Here is a 19,092-nt window from a genome sequence, read left to right on the forward strand (position 1 = left end):
AATAGAGGCTGGAAGAAAGAAATAGTTATAAAGCTAGCTTCTTTCTTCCAGCTCTTTTTATTTGTTATCCGGGATGAAATTTTTCCTTGCCAGTTCTTTTCTGACACGGCTCAAGCTCTCAGGGGTTATCCCAAGATAAGAAGCAATCATCCATTGAGGAACTCTCAGCAACAAATCCGGATACATTTTAATAAATTTCATATATCTTTCTTCCGCAGTTTCTCCCAATAAAGAATTGATTCTGTTTTGAAGACTTCTGATATGCTTTTGAAGCAAAAAATCACTTCTTTCAATACTGTTTGGAAATTGCTCTACCAGCTTATTAAAAAAGTCCGGATGCAGAAACAATACTTCCGAATCTTCTACCGCTTCAATATAATAATTGGATTTTTCATTGAAATAAAGACTGCTTCGGTCAGAGATCAACCAACTTTCAGGAGCAAATTGTATAATATGTTCCTTTCCGTTTTTATCAATGGAATACATTTTCAACAGCCCTCTTTCTACAAAGAATATATGTCTGCATATTTCTCCGTATTGAAGCAGAAACTGGTTCTTAGGGATTTTCTTTACTTCATAATGCAGACTGCACGCATTCACACTTTGAATCGGAACATTCAGAACCTTAGCTAAATAATCATTAATATTCTTCATTATACAATCTGGCTTAAAGAAATGTCCTGGTGCGAAGCGCTGTTAACGGGTTTTCCATTTTCTATAACAATCAGCTGTGGACTTTCATGTCTTATTCCAAAGTCCTCAGCAATTTTATTGGAAATAGGTCTGTAGGCTAATAAATCCAAAAAGTAAAGTTCCGGCTTCTCCTCAGAACCATCCACTTCTTTTTCAAAGTTTTTCAGTACAGTTCTGCTGATGAAACAACTTGTCGAATGTTTAAAAATAGCTATTTTATGTTGGTAAGAAAGTTCAATTGCTTTTGCCAGATCCTCTTCTTTCTCAATATTTTTCCAGAAAGATTTTTGATCAGGGGTTTCATTATTACTTCCACCGAATATTTTATCAAAAAAACTCATACATTAAATTGTTTTAAATGATGATTCAGATGTTTATATTCTAAAAATTCCCAGTCTTTTTCAGTCATGTTCCCGAATAATTGATGGCTGTTCGGCAGTGTTTTATTTTCACATGCATTCCGAAATTCGATCAATGTTTTCAGTAGATTGGTTTTTGATTCATCGAAATCACACTCAAAATTAACGATTAGTTTTTGAAAAGTAGGCATATTTCTGGGAATTCCGTTATTGAAAACATACATTTCTCTTTTCGTAAGAATACCAATTCCTTTAAAAAAGATATTTATTGATGGAAGCTCTATTTTCCGCAATGAAACCTGAAGTACTAGATCACAATGCTTTAACATCTGCGAAACATTCATTTTGCCCCATTTCCCAGGGCTGTTTGCAGACAATTTGGAAATTCGGTCTATGATTTCCTCAAAATAGATCGGGTTTTTAAGGCTTTTCTTTACCAACCTTTTTCTTTCTTCAGATTTTCAATATGTGCAAAATGATGATCACAATGCCATACATATAAGGCAAGACTTTCCCTAAGGTCGTAACTTTTTTTATGCTCAGGATGATAAAACGTCCTCTCAAATTGTTTATTGGTAAGGCTTTTAAGAAGTACCGTCCATCTTTGATGAGTTCCTTTAAGCATTCTCATAGCAGGTTTCACGGGCATATGAAAACTATCCTGAAGTTCTGCCCATTTTGCTTCGTCATACGGCTTAATAGTAGGATTGTCCTCAGTAAGAGCTAGTTTAAAACGGATAAAACTGTTCATATGACTGTCTGAAAGATGATTTATGAGCTGCCTTACCGTCCACCCTCCTTCTCTGTAAGGAGTATCCAGCTGTTCATCCGTAAAATGTTCAATGAGATTTTTTAATCTTCCAGGGAAATCTTTTATGACTTTGATGTATGTATCCAAAGTTGTGTCACAAATTTTTTCCGGGGTTTCAAATTGTCCTATCGGAAATTTCTTTTTCTCTAAATCGCTCATTGGTCAGGCTTTTATTTTTTTTATTGCTTAATGATTTATTTATATAGTTGAAGACAAACAGCCTCGTAAATTTATCAAAATTCGAGAAATTTAAATATGAAAAAAACATTAATTGTGTATATTCTATCATTATGAAAACAAAAAAGCTCCAATCTTATTTGATCGAGCTTTTTTATTCTTTATAAATGATATTAATAACCGTGTAAATTTATCTCTTCTGTTCTCTGCAAAGGTACTTTTTTCCCCATTTTCTTTTGAATAACTCTGAAATGCTGTAGTTCATCATCTGTTAATATAGTAATCGCGGTTCCTTTTTCGTTGGCACGTCCTGTTCTACCAATACGGTGAATATAATCCAAAGGTGAGCGGGGTAATTCATAATTGATGACACAAGGCAGAAAATCAATGTGTATACCTCTACCAATTAAATCTGTAGCCACTAAAATCTGTGCTCCGTTTGATTTAAATTCTTCGAGATTATTTCTACGCGCCCCTTGTGACTTTTGGCTGTGAATGGCTACCGCCTTAATTTTATTCTTCTTAAGTTTTTCAACCAGATTATCCGCAGATCTTGTAGACGAAACAAAAATCAAAGCTTTCTCAACCTTCTTTTCTTTAATTAGATAACGTAAAAAAGGTCCTTTATTTTCAGGAGCAACATGATAGGCAAGTTGTTCAATATTATCAATTTCAACTTCTTCTTTCTTAATTTCAACAATGACAGGATTAATGGATAAACGTTCCTTCATCTCTGAAACTTTATCATTTAACGTCGCCGAAAATAAAGTGGTTTGCTTTACTACAGGCATCAGAGCAAAAAGCTTATTCATTTCCTCTCCAAAGCCAAGCTGAAACATTTTATCCGCTTCATCAATCACCAGATGCTGAATTCCGGAAATACTCAATGCATTATGATCAATCAGATCCAATAGACGCCCCGGAGTTGCTATAAGAACTTCCACACCAAACATCCCTTTCATCTGCGGATTAATGGAAACTCCTCCATAAACAGCCATTGTGCGGATTTCACGCTTCAAATTATCAGTAAAAGCTTTAAAAACTTCATCAATCTGAATTGCCAATTCTCGGGTAGGCACTAGGATTAAAACCTGAACATTACGTCCTTTTTTAACTTCAGAATTCTGTAATTTCTCTAAAATAGGCATTACAAAACAAGCCGTTTTTCCAGAACCTGTCTGTGCAATTCCCATCAGATCTTTTCCCTGCAAAATAACAGGTACAGCCTGCTCCTGAATTGGAAATGGCTTTAAATAACCCAATTTTTTAACAGATCGAATAATATTGTGTGATAATCCTAAAGATTCAAATGACATAAAAAAAATATTTCCTGCAAAGATACGCTAAAAGGCTGGATGCTGGGAAAAGTAATAATACTCTTTTAAAGGTGACAGTTCGTCTTTGTAGCATTAATAGTAACTTTCTGTTTCTTTCCATGATTCCTACCTTTAATTTTTTTTGCCGATTTGTCCGATAATTTAAGTTTGGACAAATTTTTGCCTGTTAGTTTTGTAAATTTATCAAAAATTCGAGAAATCAAAATATGAAAAAAGCGTTAATAATAGTCGATGTACAGAATGATTTTTGTGAAGGTGGAGCTCTTGCAGTTCCTGGAGCAAGTGAAATTATTCCATATATTAACCTTCTGATGGAGGAAAATGAGTATGATCAGGTAGTTTTAACACAGGATTGGCATCCGGTAGGACATAAGAGTTTTGCCAGCAGTAATGGCAGAAACGTAGGTGAAAGTATTATTCTTAATGGTGTACCTCAATTTATGTGGCCAGATCACTGTATTCAGGGAACTTTCGGGGCAGAATTCCATAAAGATCTGAACCAAAACAAAGTAACTCATATAATCCAAAAAGGAAAAAACCTTGAAATTGACAGTTACAGCGGATTTCAGGATAATAATCACTTCATGAAAACCGGATTGGATGATTTCTTGAAATATCATGATATTCAGTTGGTAGAAATCGTGGGATTAGCAATGGATTATTGTGTGAAGTTTACAGCTTTGGATGCTGTGGCAAGCGGATATGTTACTTGCCTTCACTTCAACGGAACCCGCGCAGTAAACGTAAAACCGGATAATGGCAGAGACGCAATCTATGAAATGATTGAAAAAGGAGTAACTGTATTAGGTTAATCTTAAATTCAACAATAAACTAAAAGGACAGAAAATTATTTTCTGTCCTTTTTTAATACACCTTTCTTCAGTTATAAACAATAAAAAGACGCTGAAATAATCAGCGCCTTTTATATTTTAAACTTAAAATTTATATAATTCTGAACTAGAAAACTCAACGTTCGTTATTATATTAAAGCATTTTAAGATTATTCACTTCCAGCTCAGAAAGGATTCTCCAGTGTCCTCTTTTGATGTTCTTCTTCGTTAATCCGGCAAACATTACTCTATCTAAAGATTCCACTTCATATCCTAATCTTTGGAAAATTCTTCTGATAACACGGTTCCATCCGATGTGAATCTCAATACCAATCTCATTCTTAGGTTTACCTTCGATATAAGAAATCTGATCTACAACTGCTAATCCTTCATCTAAACGAATACCTTCAGCAATAAGACGTAAGTCTTCACCTGTTAACTTTTTATCCAGCGTCACGTGATAGATCTTTCTGGCATCAAAAGATGGGTGTGTCAACTTCTTAGTCATGTGCCCGTCATTAGTCAACAAAATAACTCCTGTGGTGGAACGATCCAATCTTCCTACCGGGAAAAGTCTGTAAGGAGAAGCATTCGCTACAAGATCCATTACTGTTTTTCTCGCTTTGTCATCTTTTGTTGTTGAAATATAACCTTTTGGTTTATTCAGAAGTACATAAACAGGTTTTTCCGGAGTAATACTTTGTCCGTCAAAAACAACTCTGTCGGTTTTCTGTACCTGATATCCCATTTCAGTTACTACCTTTCCATTTACCTCTACAAGCCCTTGAGTTATAAGCTCATCAGCTTCTCTTCTGCTGCAGATTCCTGAATTAGCAATATACTTATTAAGACGGATGCTATCTTTATGAACATCTTTTTCGATTTTATTCAATCTTCTCTTTTGTACAAAAGATCTTGTCTTATCCTCACTTCTATCGTCTCCGGTAGATGGTCTTCTACCATACTTTAAGCTACCTCTTTCGTACTTATCTCTGGTATCGAAATTTTTCCCTCCTCTTTTAGGTTTACCAAAAGATTTCTTCTCAAAGCTCTCACTTTTATTCGTGATATAAGGTTTTCTGTCTGATTTTGATTCAAAATCATCATTGGAGCTATCAAAACTTCCGGTATTTTTCTTGAACGGTTTCTTTTCAAATTTTGAGTTGGACCCTCTGTGTTCTGGACCTTTTCTGTCTCCATCTTTAGAGAAAGGTTTTTTAAAAGGTTTTGATCCTGAAGAATTTCCAGATCTGGAAGCACGAGAATCATCAGAACTTTTCTTGGTTGAAATTCTTGGTCTCTTTGGTCTGTCTGAATTATTATTATCTCTGCTCATTCTAAAAATTTCTGCAAAGATAGTAATTTAGTTATGAGTTAAAAATTAAGAATCATAACTTTGCAATATAGTTTACGTTTTTAACTTTATATATAGACTAAGATGATAACAATATTAAACGATAATTTTTCTCAGCTCAACGACTTTCTTCACGAAAAATCATTCAGCAAAATTTTTATACTTGTGGATGAAAACACGCATGAATACTGTCTTCCCGTTCTTTTAGGAAACATGGAGACAGATCTTGGGTTTGAAATTCTGGAGATTGAAGCCGGAGAGGAAATGAAGAATATCCAGACCGCTAATCAGCTTTGGGAAATTCTTACAGAAATGCAGGCAGACAGAAAAGCATTGGTTATCAATCTTGGTGGCGGTGTGATTACAGATATGGGAGGATTTGTAGCTTCTACTTATAAAAGAGGAATACAGTTCATCAACATCCCTACTACCCTTCTTTCTATGTGTGATGCTTCTATTGGTGGGAAAACCGGAATAGATTTAATGCATTATAAAAACATGGTAGGAACTTTTGTTTTTCCTGAACAAATCTTTATTTACCCTAAATTTTTACAAACCCTTCCCTTCAAAGAATTAAGAAGCGGCTTTGCAGAAATGTTGAAACACGGATTAATTGCTGATAAAAACCATTGGAATCAGTTGACGCAAATTCATAAACTTGATGTAGAAGCAGTTACTCCACACATCCAGACCTCAATGGATATTAAACAAGATGTCGTTGAAAAAGACTTTCATGAAAGTAATATCAGAAAGACATTAAACTTCGGACATACGATAGGACATGCTGTTGAAAGTTTATGTTTACAGCAGGGAAATCCAATTTTGCATGGAGAGGCGGTTGCAATGGGAATGATTGCAGAAGCTCATCTTGCTTATCTTGAAAATCTTATCTCAGAAGATGACTCAAAGGGTATTATTGAAAATATCCAGAGATATTATCCTTATTTAGATATAAGTGATTTTAATGATGAAAATATCACGGAATTACTTTTAAATGATAAAAAGAATATAGACAGTAAGATAAACTTCTCCCTTCTTTCAGGTATTGGTTCATGTACTTATGACCATCAATGCAGTCAAAAAAATATCCTTGAATCATTATCTTTCTACAGAAAATTGAATGATGCATAGAGAATTATACTATTTGTTTAGATAATTTTTGACAAAATTGTCAATTTAGATCATTTCTAAACAAATGTTTAATTAAATTTCTAAATATCTAATAATCAAGATATTAAATCAAAAACCACTTAATCAATAAGTGTTTTTTTTATTGACTTTAATCATGAAAAATATTTTTGGCAAGCAATTTGAAAGATATCCAGCGTTCCACAGAAATGTGAACAAGTAGTAAAATTTAAAATTAAGAAAGAGTAAAAATTAAAAATTTAAAGTTATGAAAAAGTTAATTTTAGGATTAGCAGTAACTGCAGGAACATTAGCATTCGCTCAACAGACAAATTCTTCTAATCCGGTATCATTTGGGGTAAAAGGTGGAATGAACGTATCTTCACTTTCGAAAGATAGTGGTCTTGATGATCAAAAATCTAAAATTGGTTTCAATGCAGGTGTATTTGCAAACATCCCGGTAGCAACTTCATTCAGTATTCAGCCGGAGGTATTATATTCTCAATATGGTAACAAATCAGACTTTACAGCACTTGGAACTAAGTATTCAGCTTCTACTAAATTAGATTATATCGCTGTACCAGTAATGTTCCAGTATAACGCCCTTCCAAATCTTTATTTAGAAGCAGGACCAGAATTTGGTTTTATGGTAAGTGCTAAAAACAAACTTAAAAACGAATCAAACGGAGATTCTACAACTTCAGACAACTACAAAGATAATTTTAACACATTCAACTTTGGTATTGGTCTGGGTGCAGGATACTATTTCACTCCAAACTTAGGAATTACAGCAAGATATGTAGCTGGTTTAACAGACATTGCGAAAAACAGACCTAGTGGTTCTGATGCGGTAAGAAACAATGTATTCCAGGTAGGATTGGCTTATAAATTCAAATAAGCCACAACATTCACTAACAAATTTTATATTCAATAAAAGATCAGATTATTTTAATCTGGTCTTTTTTTTATGTTAAAACTTAAAAGTATGTTAATTAAGATAAATCAATTTAGCATGAATTAAAAACCATATTCTATTACACTGATTAAAAGATGTTTTATATAAACAAAAAGAGTGAAAACATTATACTATTTTTTTTGGCACGCTGTTTGATAATATACAAAGTGTTAAATAAAACTTAAAAACTATTAAATAAATACTTATGAAAAAGATTTTTTTAGGCCTAGCATTAGTAGCAGGTACTTTCACTTTCGCACAAAAAACTTCTAGTAATACATCTTCATCTCCAGTTAGATTTGGTTTAAAGGCTGGTCTTAACGTATCTACCCTTTCAGGTGATGGTATGAAAGCAAAAGCTGGTTTCTATGCTGGTGCATTCGCTAACATTCCAGTAGCACAGGATTTCTCTGTACAGCCGGAAGTTTTATATAGCGGTATGGGAGCTAAAGATGATTATAATTCAGATACTAAATTAAACTTAGATTATATCGCAGTACCGGTAATGTTCCAGTATAATGCACTTCCTAACCTTTATTTAGAAGCAGGTCCTCAATTCAGCTTCTTGGTAAACTCTAAGCTTAAAAATGGATCTAATTCAGTAGATGTAAAAGATTATACTAAAGGATTTGATTTCGCTCTTGGTTTAGGTGCCGGATACTACTTCACTCCAAACATTGGTGTTAACGTAAGATATGTTGCTGGTTTAACAGATATCGCAAAAAACAGACCTAGCGGAGCTGACACTTCTAAAAACGGTGCATTCCAAGTTGGATTAGCTTATAAATTCTAAGCTTTGGCTTAAGATTTAAAAAAAAATTATCAACCGGATTATTCATTTAATCCGGTTTTTTATTTCTTTATAGATATTCAGATTTTTTTGGCAAGAAATTTGCGTACTCTATAAGAGGGTATATTATTCTGGATATTAACATATTTATTTTGATGTAATTTCCGGAGGTAAAATAATATTACCTGAGATACAGAATCTCTAAAAAAATAAATACATTTTGATTTCAATAGAAAAAGTCAGGTTTACTCGTTTAAGTCTGACTTTTTCGCGTTTATATGATTTTTGTCATTTTCTTCTCTTTGGCGGAGGATTTGCTGCGGTATGATCAATTAATTGAAACTTTAAACCATGAAAAAATTATTCTTAGGACTGGCATTTATTGGAGCTCTTTTCGTGAATGCTCAGGAGAAAAAAACATCTTTACCTATTTCCTTTGGAGTTAAAGGAGGATTCAATGCTTCTACTCTTTCCCGTACCAATTCAGATCGTTATAATTACGGCAGCCATTATGAAGAACAAAATAATGATGACAGATTAAAACCTGGTTTTCATGCGGGAGTATTTGTAAATATTCCGGTAGCTCAGAAATTTAGTGTACAGCCTGAACTTCTTTTTAGTCAATTAGGTTCAAAAGTAGAGGAAAGATACAGATATGCTTCGGGAGGTTCTATATACAAACGTGATGTTGATTTCACCACAAACTTAAACTACCTTACCCTTCCGATTATGGTTCAATATAATATTCTTCCTCAGCTTTATGTAGAGGCAGGTCCTGAATTCGGATTATTAATTGGAGGAAAATTAAGAGGAGATATGAACGTTGAGGAAAGATCAGGCAGTCAAACAAATATATATCGTGATAGTTTTTCCAATAAACTGGTTATGGACTTTTACAATAGATTTAATTTTGGTTTAGGTGTAGGTGCCGGATATTATTTTACTCCAAAATTTGGAGTAACTGCAAGATTTACAGCAGGTCTTACTAATATTATGAAATACACGGATTCTGATTACAAAGTAAGAAATAATGCGATTCAGGTAGGTGTAGCTTATAAGTTTAAATAGATATATTCAGTATTTTTCAAGTGATACCGGGTTTTTATGACCCGGTATTTTATTTATATACTATAAATCATGAATTAAATTCGTCTGATTTGCCGTTTTAAATAAAATTTATTAGATACAATAAATTTAACAGAAAAAATATTAAAAATATTCAATATATATTGAAATATTTCAAAGATAAGAAAGGAGAATAGTTATTTTTTTAATTGCAAAAACCACTACAAAACCCCTGTTTATCGGCGTTTATTGAGTTTGGCAAGCATTTTGCAAATTATAGTGCAAATAGTAAAATTAAAAATAAAATTATGAAGAAGTTATTTTTAGGACTGGCATTAACTGCTGGTACATTAGCCTTTGCTCAGGAATCAACAACTGTAAATACATCACCTCTTAAAAAAGACGTTCAACCTGTAAGATTCGGTGTTAAAGCCGGAGGAAACTCAGCTTATTTCAGTGCACAAAAATTCGGAATGAACAGCCAAAAGCTAGGATTCCACGCTGGTGCATTCGTGAACATTCCAGTTTCTAAGCAGTTTAGCATCCAACCGGAGGTATTATATAATCAAATGGGAGCAAGAGATGTGATCTCTAATTCTCCAATTGAGAACGGAAATGTAAAAGTACAGGATAAAGTAACAATGAACTATATCTCTGTTCCTTTAATGGTTCAAATGAGACCAATGGATAAGTTTTATGTAGAAGCAGGTCCTGAATTCAGTTATTTCATCAATGGTAAAAACAAAGGTGATGTAACGAGAACAACTACAACAGGTGGTATTACAACTACTACAACTCAGTCTCACTCTGAAGATATTGACAAAGATCAAATCAATAAATTCAACTTCGGTTTAGGACTTGGTTTAGGATATGATATCACAAACAATATCGGAATCAATGCAAGATATACTAATAGCTTGACAAAGATCGATAAGAGCAGACCAGCTGCGGAAAACAACAACAGAGTATTCCAATTAGGTCTGAACTATAAGTTCTAATTAAAAATAAACCAATTTTTTAACTCCAAGTGCATGTATGTGCATTTATAAAATAGCCGGCAGATTTTCTTCCGGCTATTTATTTTTTTGAACATGAATTAATATATAACAATAGTTTGATTTTTTTAACCCCATAGGCGTATAGAGATTTTCCAATTGTTATTCGAATATTCTGGGATCATCGGTAATAACACCGTCTATTCCTATTTCTTTTAGTTCCTTTAGTCTTTCTTTGGTATTCACTGTCCAAGGGATAACTTTCATTCCTAATGCATGGCACTCTTGGATAAGTTGCGGGGTTACAAGTGTATGTTCCGGGCTATAGATAGTTGGTGTGAAGCTTAAGAACTTCATATCTTCTGCTACACCATTCAGATGATTGGGATATTGTTTGAATTTTTCTAAAGGAATATTTTTGAAATGATATTGTTGTTGAGCCAGTTTTTTGTCATCTACTTTTTCTACTAATAATGCAGTCATTATTTTAGGATACTCTTTATGGATAATTTCCAGTGTTCTTGGATCAAATGACTGAATAATTACTCTATCCTGAATTCCTTTTTTAATAATAATCTTCATCATCAGATCTACAAACTCCTTGGGCTCCGGGTGAAAGATATTATCTGAGAAAGGGCGTGTTTTGGTTTCTATATTGTAAAAAGGTAAAGGTCTTTTAAGTTCCTTGGCATAGGCTTCACAAGCGTCTATAACATCCGAGAAAAGAGGTTTTTGAGCTTTCATTTTCTTTTGATCGGGATAGTTATTAAGCTTTTTTAATCCTACATCAAATGTCTTAATTTTATCATACGGCATTTCATAAATTTTATAATAAAATCCTGAATCTTTTGGAATATAGCTTCCATCCGGTTTTGTAACTAATTCCGGAGAAAGAAAGGCGTCGTGAGATAAAATTACTTTTTTATCTTTTGTGATTGCCAGATCCATTTCCAAGGTTTTGACATTCATTTTTAAAGCATTTTTCATTGCCGGAATTGTGTTCTCAGGATATAGAGATTTCCCACCACGATGTGCTTGATTATCGAAAGACTGAGCGTAATAAAATTGAGTAAATACCAGGAAAATTCCTGTAAAAAAGGCATGCTTCATATGTTCTGTTTTAACCTTATAAAATTAAAGCTTGTCTTATTCTTCTAGACTCCAGAAATATTAAGCTTTTGCTATATTTTCCTTCGTTTACCTACTTTTTGGTAACATTTAGTTATAACAAAAAGAGCCAGATAAAAAATCTGGCTCTCTATTTTATGTAAGAATATAATATTAATTGAATAATCCTACTTCTTCTCCTTTTCCTACCGGATATTCTTCTGTAAAGCATCCGAAGCAGTGATTAGAAGATCCTAAAATTTCTTTAAGATTATCAATGCTTAAGAACTCTAGAGAGTCTACTCCAAGGTAGTTTTTAAGTTCTTCTGTAGACATATTTGCTGAAATCAGATCATCTTTTGAAGGGGTATCAATTCCTAAGTAGCATGGAGCAATAATAGGTGGAGAAACACTTCTGAAGTGAATTTCTTTTACGCCTGCATCTTTTAGAATTTTCACCAATCTTTTGGAAGTAGTTCCACGAACGATAGAATCATCAATGATCACTACTTTTTTGTCCTTCATTTCTGAAATGATCGGATTAAGCTTAAGATTCACTACTCTTTCTCTCATTTCCTGTGTAGGAACGATGAAGCTTCTTCCGATATATCTGTTTTTAATCAAAACAGGACGGAAAGGTATTCCTGAAGCCTTTGAGAATCCAATGGCAGCCGGAACTCCGGAATCCGGAACACCAATTACTAAATCAGCTTCTATAGGTGCCTGTTCCCAGATTTTTTCTCCAGATTTTTCTCTGATTTCGTAAACGTTGATGTTCTCTAAAGTAGAGTCAGGTCTTGCAAAATAGATGTATTCAAAAGAGCAGATTCTCTGTTTTCCTTTAGCTTCATCCATCATATAAGAATGAAGTTTTCCAGGTTCATTTTCATTGGTGTAAATAATTTCTCCCGGAAGGATATCACGTACATATTGAGCTCCTACAGCGTCTAATGCTACAGATTCTGAAGCAACAACATAAGAGTTTTCATTAATTGCTCCTAAAACCAATGGACGGATACCATTGAAGTCTCTGAACGCAAAGAATTTATTTCTGGTCATTCCCACTACGGAATAGGCACCTTCAATCTTCTCCATGGTTGCTTTGATAGCTCCACGAAGTCCCAAATCAAGGTTTTTCTGGATCAGTCTAAGGATTACTTCGGAATCGGAAGTAGCTCTGAAAACCACGCCTTCAGCTTCTAATTCAGCTTTTAATTCTTTCGCATTGGTAAGGTTACCATTATGCGCTATAGAAAGTATAATCTGGTCATATTCGTTTTTCGCGAAAAATGGCTGGAAGTTATATTTCTTTTTATCTCCTGCAGTGGTATAACGAGTATGCCCAATTGCAGAATTTCCCATAAAAGTTTCAGGTTCCTGAATGTCTTTATAAACATCTAAAACCAATCCTTCATCTTTCATATTGGTGATTCTTCCATCTTTTAAAACGGAAATACCACAAGCTTCCTGACCTCTGTGCTGCAAAGCAAAAAGCCCAAACTGTGAAAGGGAGAAGGTATCCAGATCATTATCTGAATATAAGCCGAAAATACCACATTCTTCGTTAGGAGCATCTAATCTTTCCTCTTCCTGAGTTCTGAAAAGATTTCTTCCGTAAACCTGGTTTTCAAACTGTTTTAAATATTCACTTTTATGAATGTCTAAACTTTTCATTTCTATTTTTTCTAATTGTAGATCTTAGAAGTCAGATTTCAGATCTCAGACTAAAAGCTAACTTCAAATTGTAATTTTGTTTTACTAACAAAGTATTTTCAGTGTCAACATCTGATGTCTGACATCTGGTATCTTATTTTCCTAAAAGATTTTTAAGACGGTTGTAGATCTCAACGTATGCCTCTGTTACTTCACCTAAGTCTCTTCTGAATCTGTCTTTGTCAAGCTTCTTCATTGTGTCTTTGTCCCAAAGTCTGCAAGTATCAGGAGAAATTTCGTCTGCAAGGATGATTTCACCGTCTGAAGTTTTTCCTAATTCGATTTTAAAGTCTACTAAGATGATATTGATCTTGTCAAATAAGTCGATAAGGATCTCGTTGATATCTGATGTTAACTCGTACATTTCGTCAAGCTCTTCGTAAGTTGCAGCTCCTAAGAAAACAGCGTGGTGATCATTGATAAGCGGATCTCCTAATTCGTCTTTTTTGTAGCAGATATCGAAGATTGTTACAGGAGATTTAATTCCTTCTTCCACTCCTAATCTTTGTGCCATACTTCCTGCAGAATAGTTTCTCACAACCATTTCTAATGGAATGATAGATACTTTTCTTACCAATTGTTCTCTTTCGTCCAATTGTTTGATGAAATGAGTTTTGATTCCTTTTTCATTTAAGTATTCAAAGATAAGGGTTGTGATTGCGTTATTCATCTCCCCTTTCAGATCAACCTGACCTTTCTTTTGAGCGTTAAATGCTGTAGCATCGTCTTTGAAACGTACTACTACTTCATCAGGATTATCGGTAGCAAATACTTGTTTCGCTTTCCCCTCGTACAACATTTCTTTCTTTTGACTCATAATTTTACTTTCTAAATTGTAGTTAGATTTATTGATTTACTTTATTATTATTCCTGTTAAGACAGCCAGTCCAAAACTCAGCAATGTACCAATTAATACATATTCCGTGAGTTTTCTCTGTTTTGCCTGTGCAAGGTCACTGAATCTGAAAACAGACTTGGCAGCAACCATGAAACCTACGCCTTCCCAATGATTCACCAGAATGAAGGTGAAAACAAGAAGACGTTCTAAAATTCCGATATATTTTCCGGCACTTGTTAAAGATTCGGTTTGGATATTGTTGGGACCATCCGGAGCAGGTGTCCATGATGATAATAGGATCTTAATAAAAATAGAAGCAGGCGTTGTAAGAAACAATGCTGCCATTATTATTTTTAAAAATTCCTGATTTTGTAAAAAGTCAAATGTAAATTCTCCGAAATAAAAAGATATACCGCTGATCACTAAAACATGCAGCAGCTGATCTATAAAAAACCATCTTTTTTTCGTTTTTACATTTTGAAAACTAAGCTTTGCCAAATCAATAATGAAATGAGAAATACCCACCAATACTGCGACCCACCAAAGTTTTAAATCCCAAAGGAAAATTAAACTTAAAGCAGTGTGAATCAGAATATGAAGATATAAAAACTTGCTTTTTAGTTTATAGTTCTCCTTATCTGCAACCCATGAATTTGGCTGAAGTATAAAATCTCCGAGTAGATGTGCCAATATGAGTTTGATAAAGATCATGCCTATAGTTCTGAGATTTTCTTTCTGAAATACTGATTGGTTTCCACGATGAGCTCATAGTTAGCCCGTTTCAGTCTCTGGCTGATAGAAGACTGTGAAATAGCAAATCTTTTGGCAAGATCTTCCTGGGTAATATCCTGGTTCATAATCATTTCGTGAATGATTTCTGAAGTAGCCATTGTCCAGTTGTCAAAATCCTTTGATGACCATTTCAGAAGGATATTCAGATCCCTGTCTACAGCATCGTTGGACGTTTTGATGGCAACGGTATGTCCATCGTTTTTAAGGTCGTTCAATAGCCTTCCTGAATGTACATAAGCGGTACCATTGGATTCGGTAATTTTCTCAGATGAAAAACTTTCTTCTCCAATACCTATGGCAATCCTCACATCGAGATTTTCCTGACTTTTAATAAGAGATTTAATGGCTAGAAAATGCCAGAAGACAGAGTCTATACTACATTTAAACTGAAATTCATCCCCTCTGTAAATTTCCCATGTATCAGGAGCGCTCCCCCAATTTTCGAGAAGATTTTTCAGCTTGGTGATCCAAACTTCAGTATCTGCATGTTGTGAATTTATAATATCACCGGTAATGACCGCTATCATACTGCAAATATAAGCATAATTACTTATATATAAAAAATATAAGCAAAAACACTTATAGATATTGATTATTAGTGAATATGCTTATATCGATTATATCGTAAACATAAGGTTTTGAAGGCTTTAAAGGAATTTATAAAATTATAAAAAAGTAAAAAGATGATTGATTTTTTTTACAACTCATGAATATTAACTCAACTTTTTTAATATTTTTTCATTCTGGGAGCTGTTTCCCGCTATTCACTCATACTCCTCGCGCCAGGCTTTTCCTCCACTGCTGTGGGGTAACCGTTACTATCGGGGCTAAGGAGTCATTGTACAAAGCAAAGCGATCTCATTATAAAAAAACCTCATAGATTTTAAAAATCTATGAGGTTTACGCATCGTATGAAGGTAAAATATACCTTGATTTATTTCTTTATAAATTGCTGTACTTTATCATCCAATCTCAGAAGATAAACTCCTGCAGGAATTCCTTGTACAGAAATGTTTTTCTTATTTCTAAACGGATCTTTTTCCGTGTAAACTACTTTTCCTGAGAAATCAATGATTTGTGCAGTTTTTACCTTTTCAGTCTCCCCGCTTACATAAATATTTTCAGAGACTGGGTTTGGGTAAATCTTAAACTCTTTATTAATTGAAGTAATAAGCTCCGAAGTAGATAGGGTTCCCCCCAGATCCTGACAATAATCTACCGGATAAATATCCCATTCCGTACTATTAAAAGAACTTGAAGGCTGACTAACAGAAGTTTTTCTGTATAAAGAAACATCTTTTAAGGTAGAAGCATTGGACTGATTTTTAATTCCTAAAGCATCAACTGTTGTTGATTTATATCTCAATTCATAATATTTATCTCCGTCATAAGCTAATTGAGGCGCTGCCGTCACAAATCTTGCCTGTTCCATATTGAAACATGTTAAATTAGACCTTGGATTTAAAATTACGATCTTTTCATTATTTTGTATCATCCCTTCCATTTCAAAGCCGGCAGGAAAATAATAATTAGAATTACCGTATGCCTGAACAGACAGTTTATAATCTTTAAGATCTACAGGATGACCTGTTTTATTCGTGATTTCTATTGCTTTATTATCAGATGTTCCTTCAATATATTTAGAAATAAACAGATCTTTTGCAAAGCCATCCGAAGCAACAGTATTTACAACAACAGCATTACTGTCTGATGAATTCAAATATCCATTATCATAAGACTTCACGGTATAAGTATAGGAAGAAGAAGGATTGAGATGATCAATAACCAGTGTTGTTGACTTGGTGGAGCTTAAAAACACTCCATTCTGGTAAATATTATACCCAATCACATCTGAACTTGTACTTGGTGACCAGCTTAAGGTTGTAAAATAGGCGCCGGTTTGCCCTGCTGTTACATTTAAGGGAGCCTGAGGAACAATTGCATCCGGTGTCTGATTCCATATTTCGTTTACCCATTGTGGATTATCAATGAAAGGATTTCTATTCTTTTGGATAGCAAACACCGCATTATTTCTGTTGATTTCTCTTGGAGAAACCGGATCCTGCTGATGCCATTGAAGAAGCATAGCAATATATGGTGCATCAAATGCCCTTTCTATTGTTCCATCAAGAGCAGACCTGTCTACTGCCGGATTAATATTAGTCGAATAATTAAATGATGGCAACTTGTTTTCATAGCGGACAACAAAGTACAACAGCATTCTGGCTACATCACCTTTAAATTCATCAATAGGCTCATACACCCTATTTGTATAAGCATAATTTGGAATGGCGCTATTGGCAATTTTTGAAGTATTCGTAAAGGTGTAATGCAACGTTGAATTACCAATACCATAAGGGTAATTGTTTCTCAGTTGGTTAATTTTAGCGTCCGTAGGAATTACAAAATGTAAATCAGAAAACATAGGATAGCTACTGCTAAATGTACTCTGAGGCACAGCATGCTCTCTGTTGTACCCCTCTCCTTCACCACCTGTACTACTAATAAGGTTGGCTGAAGTATATTCATAAGCATCAGGACCAGTAGGATTTTCAGAATAAATATCTAACAAAATGGTACTATTGTTAGCTTGTGTATGACCATCATAATACCAGTCAAGATCAGTCTGATTGTAAAATCCGGGAAGATCATCATAATGCCAGTTGATATTTTTTTTAGAGATAATCTCATGAACCTTTGTTTTCAGGGCATAGCCTGTAAGTCCTGCTGTTCCGTCATAATAACCGGCAGGAGCCTGCGCGAAAATATAAGAGGATATCAAAATAATAGGAAGTAGAATTTTTTTCATGCCTTAAAAATTGGGAGGCTAAATTAGTGAAATAAAATACGCAAAAACCTGAATATTTTATTACGAATATATTAAATTATAAAAATATAAAAAACTGGAAATTAAAATATTGGAAATTGCCCTATTATGGTTTGAATAATTTTCTTTAGCATTCCGCCAATTTAATTATCTTTGGGAACTAACTATTATCAATATGAATACAGAGACAATTGACAACATCAAAATGATAGCGGAGACAGCTAGAGAATTTGCAGAAAAGAATATCCGACCAAATATTATGGAGTGGGATGAGAGCCAGACTTTTCCGAAAGACTTATTTCACCAACTTGGAGAAATGGGCTTCATGGGAATCGTAGTGCCTGAGCAATATGGAGGTTCCGGACTGGGCTATCACGAATATGTTGCTATTTTGGATGAAATTTCCCAAGTAGATCCTTCTATTGGACTTTCTGTAGCAGCACACAATTCTCTTTGTACAAATCATATTTATGAGTTTGGAAATGAAGAACAGAGAAATAAATGGCTTCCTCAATTGGCATCCGGAAAAGTAATCGGAGCTTGGGGATTGACAGAGCACAATACAGGTTCCGATTCTGGTGGTATGTCTACAACTGCTGTGAAAGACGGTGACGAATGGATCATCAATGGAGCTAAAAACTTTATTACCCACGCTATTTCAGGAGATATTGCTGTGGTAATGACAAGAACAGGAGAAAAAGGAGCTAAAAATAACTCTACAGCTTTCGTTTTAGAAAAAGGAATGCCAGGTTTCACTTCCGGTAAAAAAGAAAACAAACTGGGAATGCGTGCTTCTGAAACTGCTGAATTAATTTTCGATAATGTACGTGTACCGGATTCTCACCGTTTAGGAGAAGTAGGTGAAGGTTTCAAGCAGGCTATGAAAATATTAGATGGTGGTAGAATTTCTATTGCTGCTTTAAGTTTAGGTACGGCAAGAGGAGCTTATAAAGCCGCTTTAAAATATGCTAAAGAAAGACATCAGTTTGGAAAATCAATCTCTGAATTCCAGGCAATAAACTTCATGCTTGCTGATATGGCTACTGAAATTGATGCTGCTGAACTTTTGATCCAAAGAGCTTCTACATTGAAAAATGCTAAGCAAAAAATGACAAAAGAAGGTGCAATGGCAAAATTATATGCTTCTGAAGCTTGTGTAAGAATTTCTAACAATGCGGTTCAGATCTTCGGAGGTTACGGATATACAAAGGACTTCCCTGCTGAGAAATTCTACAGAGATTCTAAGCTTTGTACTATTGGAGAAGGAACTTCTGAAATCCAGAGATTGGTGATCGGAAGAGATATTACAAAATAACTTTAA

Annotated in this window: 19 protein-coding genes; 7 read left to right on the forward strand and 12 right to left on the reverse strand. The window is 34.3% G+C overall.

The features are described 5' to 3' along the window. Positions 1–57: 57 nt before the first annotated feature. The 5 genes from BBI01_RS09690 to BBI01_RS09710 all read right to left on the reverse strand — a co-directional run bounded on the left by BBI01_RS09690 (position 58) and on the right by BBI01_RS09710 (position 3,356). Positions 58–654: a Crp/Fnr family transcriptional regulator gene (locus BBI01_RS09690; RefSeq protein ID WP_065394471.1), complete on the reverse strand. Its 597-nt coding sequence runs from the start codon at positions 652–654 to the stop codon at positions 58–60. Then, the gene (ytxJ, locus tag BBI01_RS09695) at positions 654–1,034 is read right to left on the reverse strand and encodes a bacillithiol system redox-active protein YtxJ (protein WP_065394472.1); all 381 of its coding nucleotides are present in this window, start codon (positions 1,032–1,034) and stop codon (positions 654–656) included. The genes BBI01_RS09690 and ytxJ overlap by 1 nt, the downstream gene beginning before the upstream one ends. Beyond that, positions 1,031–1,492, reverse strand: coding sequence for a DUF1569 domain-containing protein (locus BBI01_RS09700; RefSeq protein ID WP_228393975.1), 462 nt, complete (start codon positions 1,490–1,492; stop codon positions 1,031–1,033). The genes ytxJ and BBI01_RS09700 overlap by 4 nt, the downstream gene beginning before the upstream one ends. Next, positions 1,486–2,022, reverse strand: coding sequence for a YfiT family bacillithiol transferase (locus tag BBI01_RS09705; protein WP_065394473.1), 537 nt, complete (start codon positions 2,020–2,022; stop codon positions 1,486–1,488). The genes BBI01_RS09700 and BBI01_RS09705 overlap by 7 nt, the downstream gene beginning before the upstream one ends. Positions 2,023–2,213: 191 nt before the next feature. Next, complete coding sequence (locus tag BBI01_RS09710) at positions 2,214–3,356, reverse strand: DEAD/DEAH box helicase (protein WP_065394474.1); 1,143 nt, start codon at positions 3,354–3,356, stop codon at positions 2,214–2,216. 227 nt (positions 3,357–3,583) lie between these two features. Here BBI01_RS09710 and pncA point away from each other — a divergent pair, with 227 nt between their 5' ends. Next, entirely contained in the window at positions 3,584–4,189 is a 606-nt protein-coding gene (gene pncA / locus BBI01_RS09715) for a bifunctional nicotinamidase/pyrazinamidase (protein ID WP_065394475.1), read from the forward strand. 172 nt (positions 4,190–4,361) lie between these two features. On the opposite strand, the gene BBI01_RS09720 is transcribed toward pncA, so the two are convergent. Continuing rightward, on the reverse strand, positions 4,362–5,543 hold the full coding sequence (locus BBI01_RS09720; protein WP_123862126.1) for a pseudouridine synthase: 1,182 nt from the start codon (positions 5,541–5,543) through the stop codon (positions 4,362–4,364). Positions 5,544–5,645: 102 nt separating this feature from the next. Here BBI01_RS09720 and aroB point away from each other — a divergent pair, with 102 nt between their 5' ends. From aroB to BBI01_RS09745, 5 genes are all read left to right on the forward strand, one after another. Next, a complete protein-coding gene (aroB, locus tag BBI01_RS09725) occupies positions 5,646–6,692 on the forward strand; it encodes a 3-dehydroquinate synthase (RefSeq protein WP_065394476.1) in 1,047 nt (348 codons plus the stop codon). 265 nt (positions 6,693–6,957) lie between these two features. Further along, positions 6,958–7,587, forward strand: a complete 630-nt coding sequence (locus BBI01_RS09730) for a porin family protein (protein ID WP_065394477.1) — start codon at positions 6,958–6,960, stop codon at positions 7,585–7,587. A 262-nt stretch (positions 7,588–7,849) separates the two neighbouring features. After that, complete coding sequence (locus BBI01_RS09735) at positions 7,850–8,437, forward strand: porin family protein (RefSeq protein WP_065394478.1); 588 nt, start codon at positions 7,850–7,852, stop codon at positions 8,435–8,437. Positions 8,438–8,785: 348 nt separating this feature from the next. Beyond that, the gene (locus BBI01_RS09740) at positions 8,786–9,502 is read left to right on the forward strand and encodes a porin family protein (protein WP_065394479.1); all 717 of its coding nucleotides are present in this window, start codon (positions 8,786–8,788) and stop codon (positions 9,500–9,502) included. A 305-nt stretch (positions 9,503–9,807) separates the two neighbouring features. Beyond that, the gene (locus BBI01_RS09745; RefSeq protein ID WP_065394480.1) at positions 9,808–10,497 is read left to right on the forward strand and encodes a porin family protein; all 690 of its coding nucleotides are present in this window, start codon (positions 9,808–9,810) and stop codon (positions 10,495–10,497) included. A 159-nt stretch (positions 10,498–10,656) separates the two neighbouring features. Here BBI01_RS09745 and BBI01_RS09750 read toward each other — a convergent pair whose 3' ends face one another. From BBI01_RS09750 to BBI01_RS09775, 6 genes are all read right to left on the reverse strand, one after another. Beyond that, entirely contained in the window at positions 10,657–11,604 is a 948-nt protein-coding gene (locus BBI01_RS09750; RefSeq protein WP_065394481.1) for a glycerophosphodiester phosphodiesterase family protein, read from the reverse strand. 171 nt (positions 11,605–11,775) lie between these two features. After that, entirely contained in the window at positions 11,776–13,275 is a 1,500-nt protein-coding gene (purF, locus tag BBI01_RS09755) for an amidophosphoribosyltransferase (protein ID WP_065394482.1), read from the reverse strand. Between the two features lie 133 nt (positions 13,276–13,408). After that, positions 13,409–14,131: a phosphoribosylaminoimidazolesuccinocarboxamide synthase gene (gene purC, locus BBI01_RS09760; protein WP_065394483.1), complete on the reverse strand. Its 723-nt coding sequence runs from the start codon at positions 14,129–14,131 to the stop codon at positions 13,409–13,411. A 36-nt stretch (positions 14,132–14,167) separates the two neighbouring features. After that, the gene (locus BBI01_RS09765; RefSeq protein WP_065394484.1) at positions 14,168–14,863 is read right to left on the reverse strand and encodes a DUF3307 domain-containing protein; all 696 of its coding nucleotides are present in this window, start codon (positions 14,861–14,863) and stop codon (positions 14,168–14,170) included. Between the two features lie 2 nt (positions 14,864–14,865). Next, positions 14,866–15,471, reverse strand: a complete 606-nt coding sequence (locus BBI01_RS09770; RefSeq protein WP_065394485.1) for a SatD family protein — start codon at positions 15,469–15,471, stop codon at positions 14,866–14,868. A gap of 407 nt (positions 15,472–15,878) precedes the next feature. Beyond that, positions 15,879–17,753 (reverse strand): endonuclease, encoded by a 1,875-nt coding sequence (locus BBI01_RS09775; protein WP_065394486.1) that lies wholly within the window; start codon positions 17,751–17,753, stop codon positions 15,879–15,881. A 193-nt stretch (positions 17,754–17,946) separates the two neighbouring features. On the opposite strand from BBI01_RS09775, the gene BBI01_RS09780 reads away from it, so the two are divergent. After that, positions 17,947–19,086 (forward strand): acyl-CoA dehydrogenase family protein, encoded by a 1,140-nt coding sequence (locus tag BBI01_RS09780; protein ID WP_062699683.1) that lies wholly within the window; start codon positions 17,947–17,949, stop codon positions 19,084–19,086. The last annotated feature ends 6 nt before the right edge of the window (positions 19,087–19,092 follow it).

Source organism: Chryseobacterium artocarpi (genome assembly GCF_001684975.1).
GTDB lineage: Bacteria > Bacteroidota > Bacteroidia > Flavobacteriales > Weeksellaceae > Chryseobacterium > Chryseobacterium artocarpi.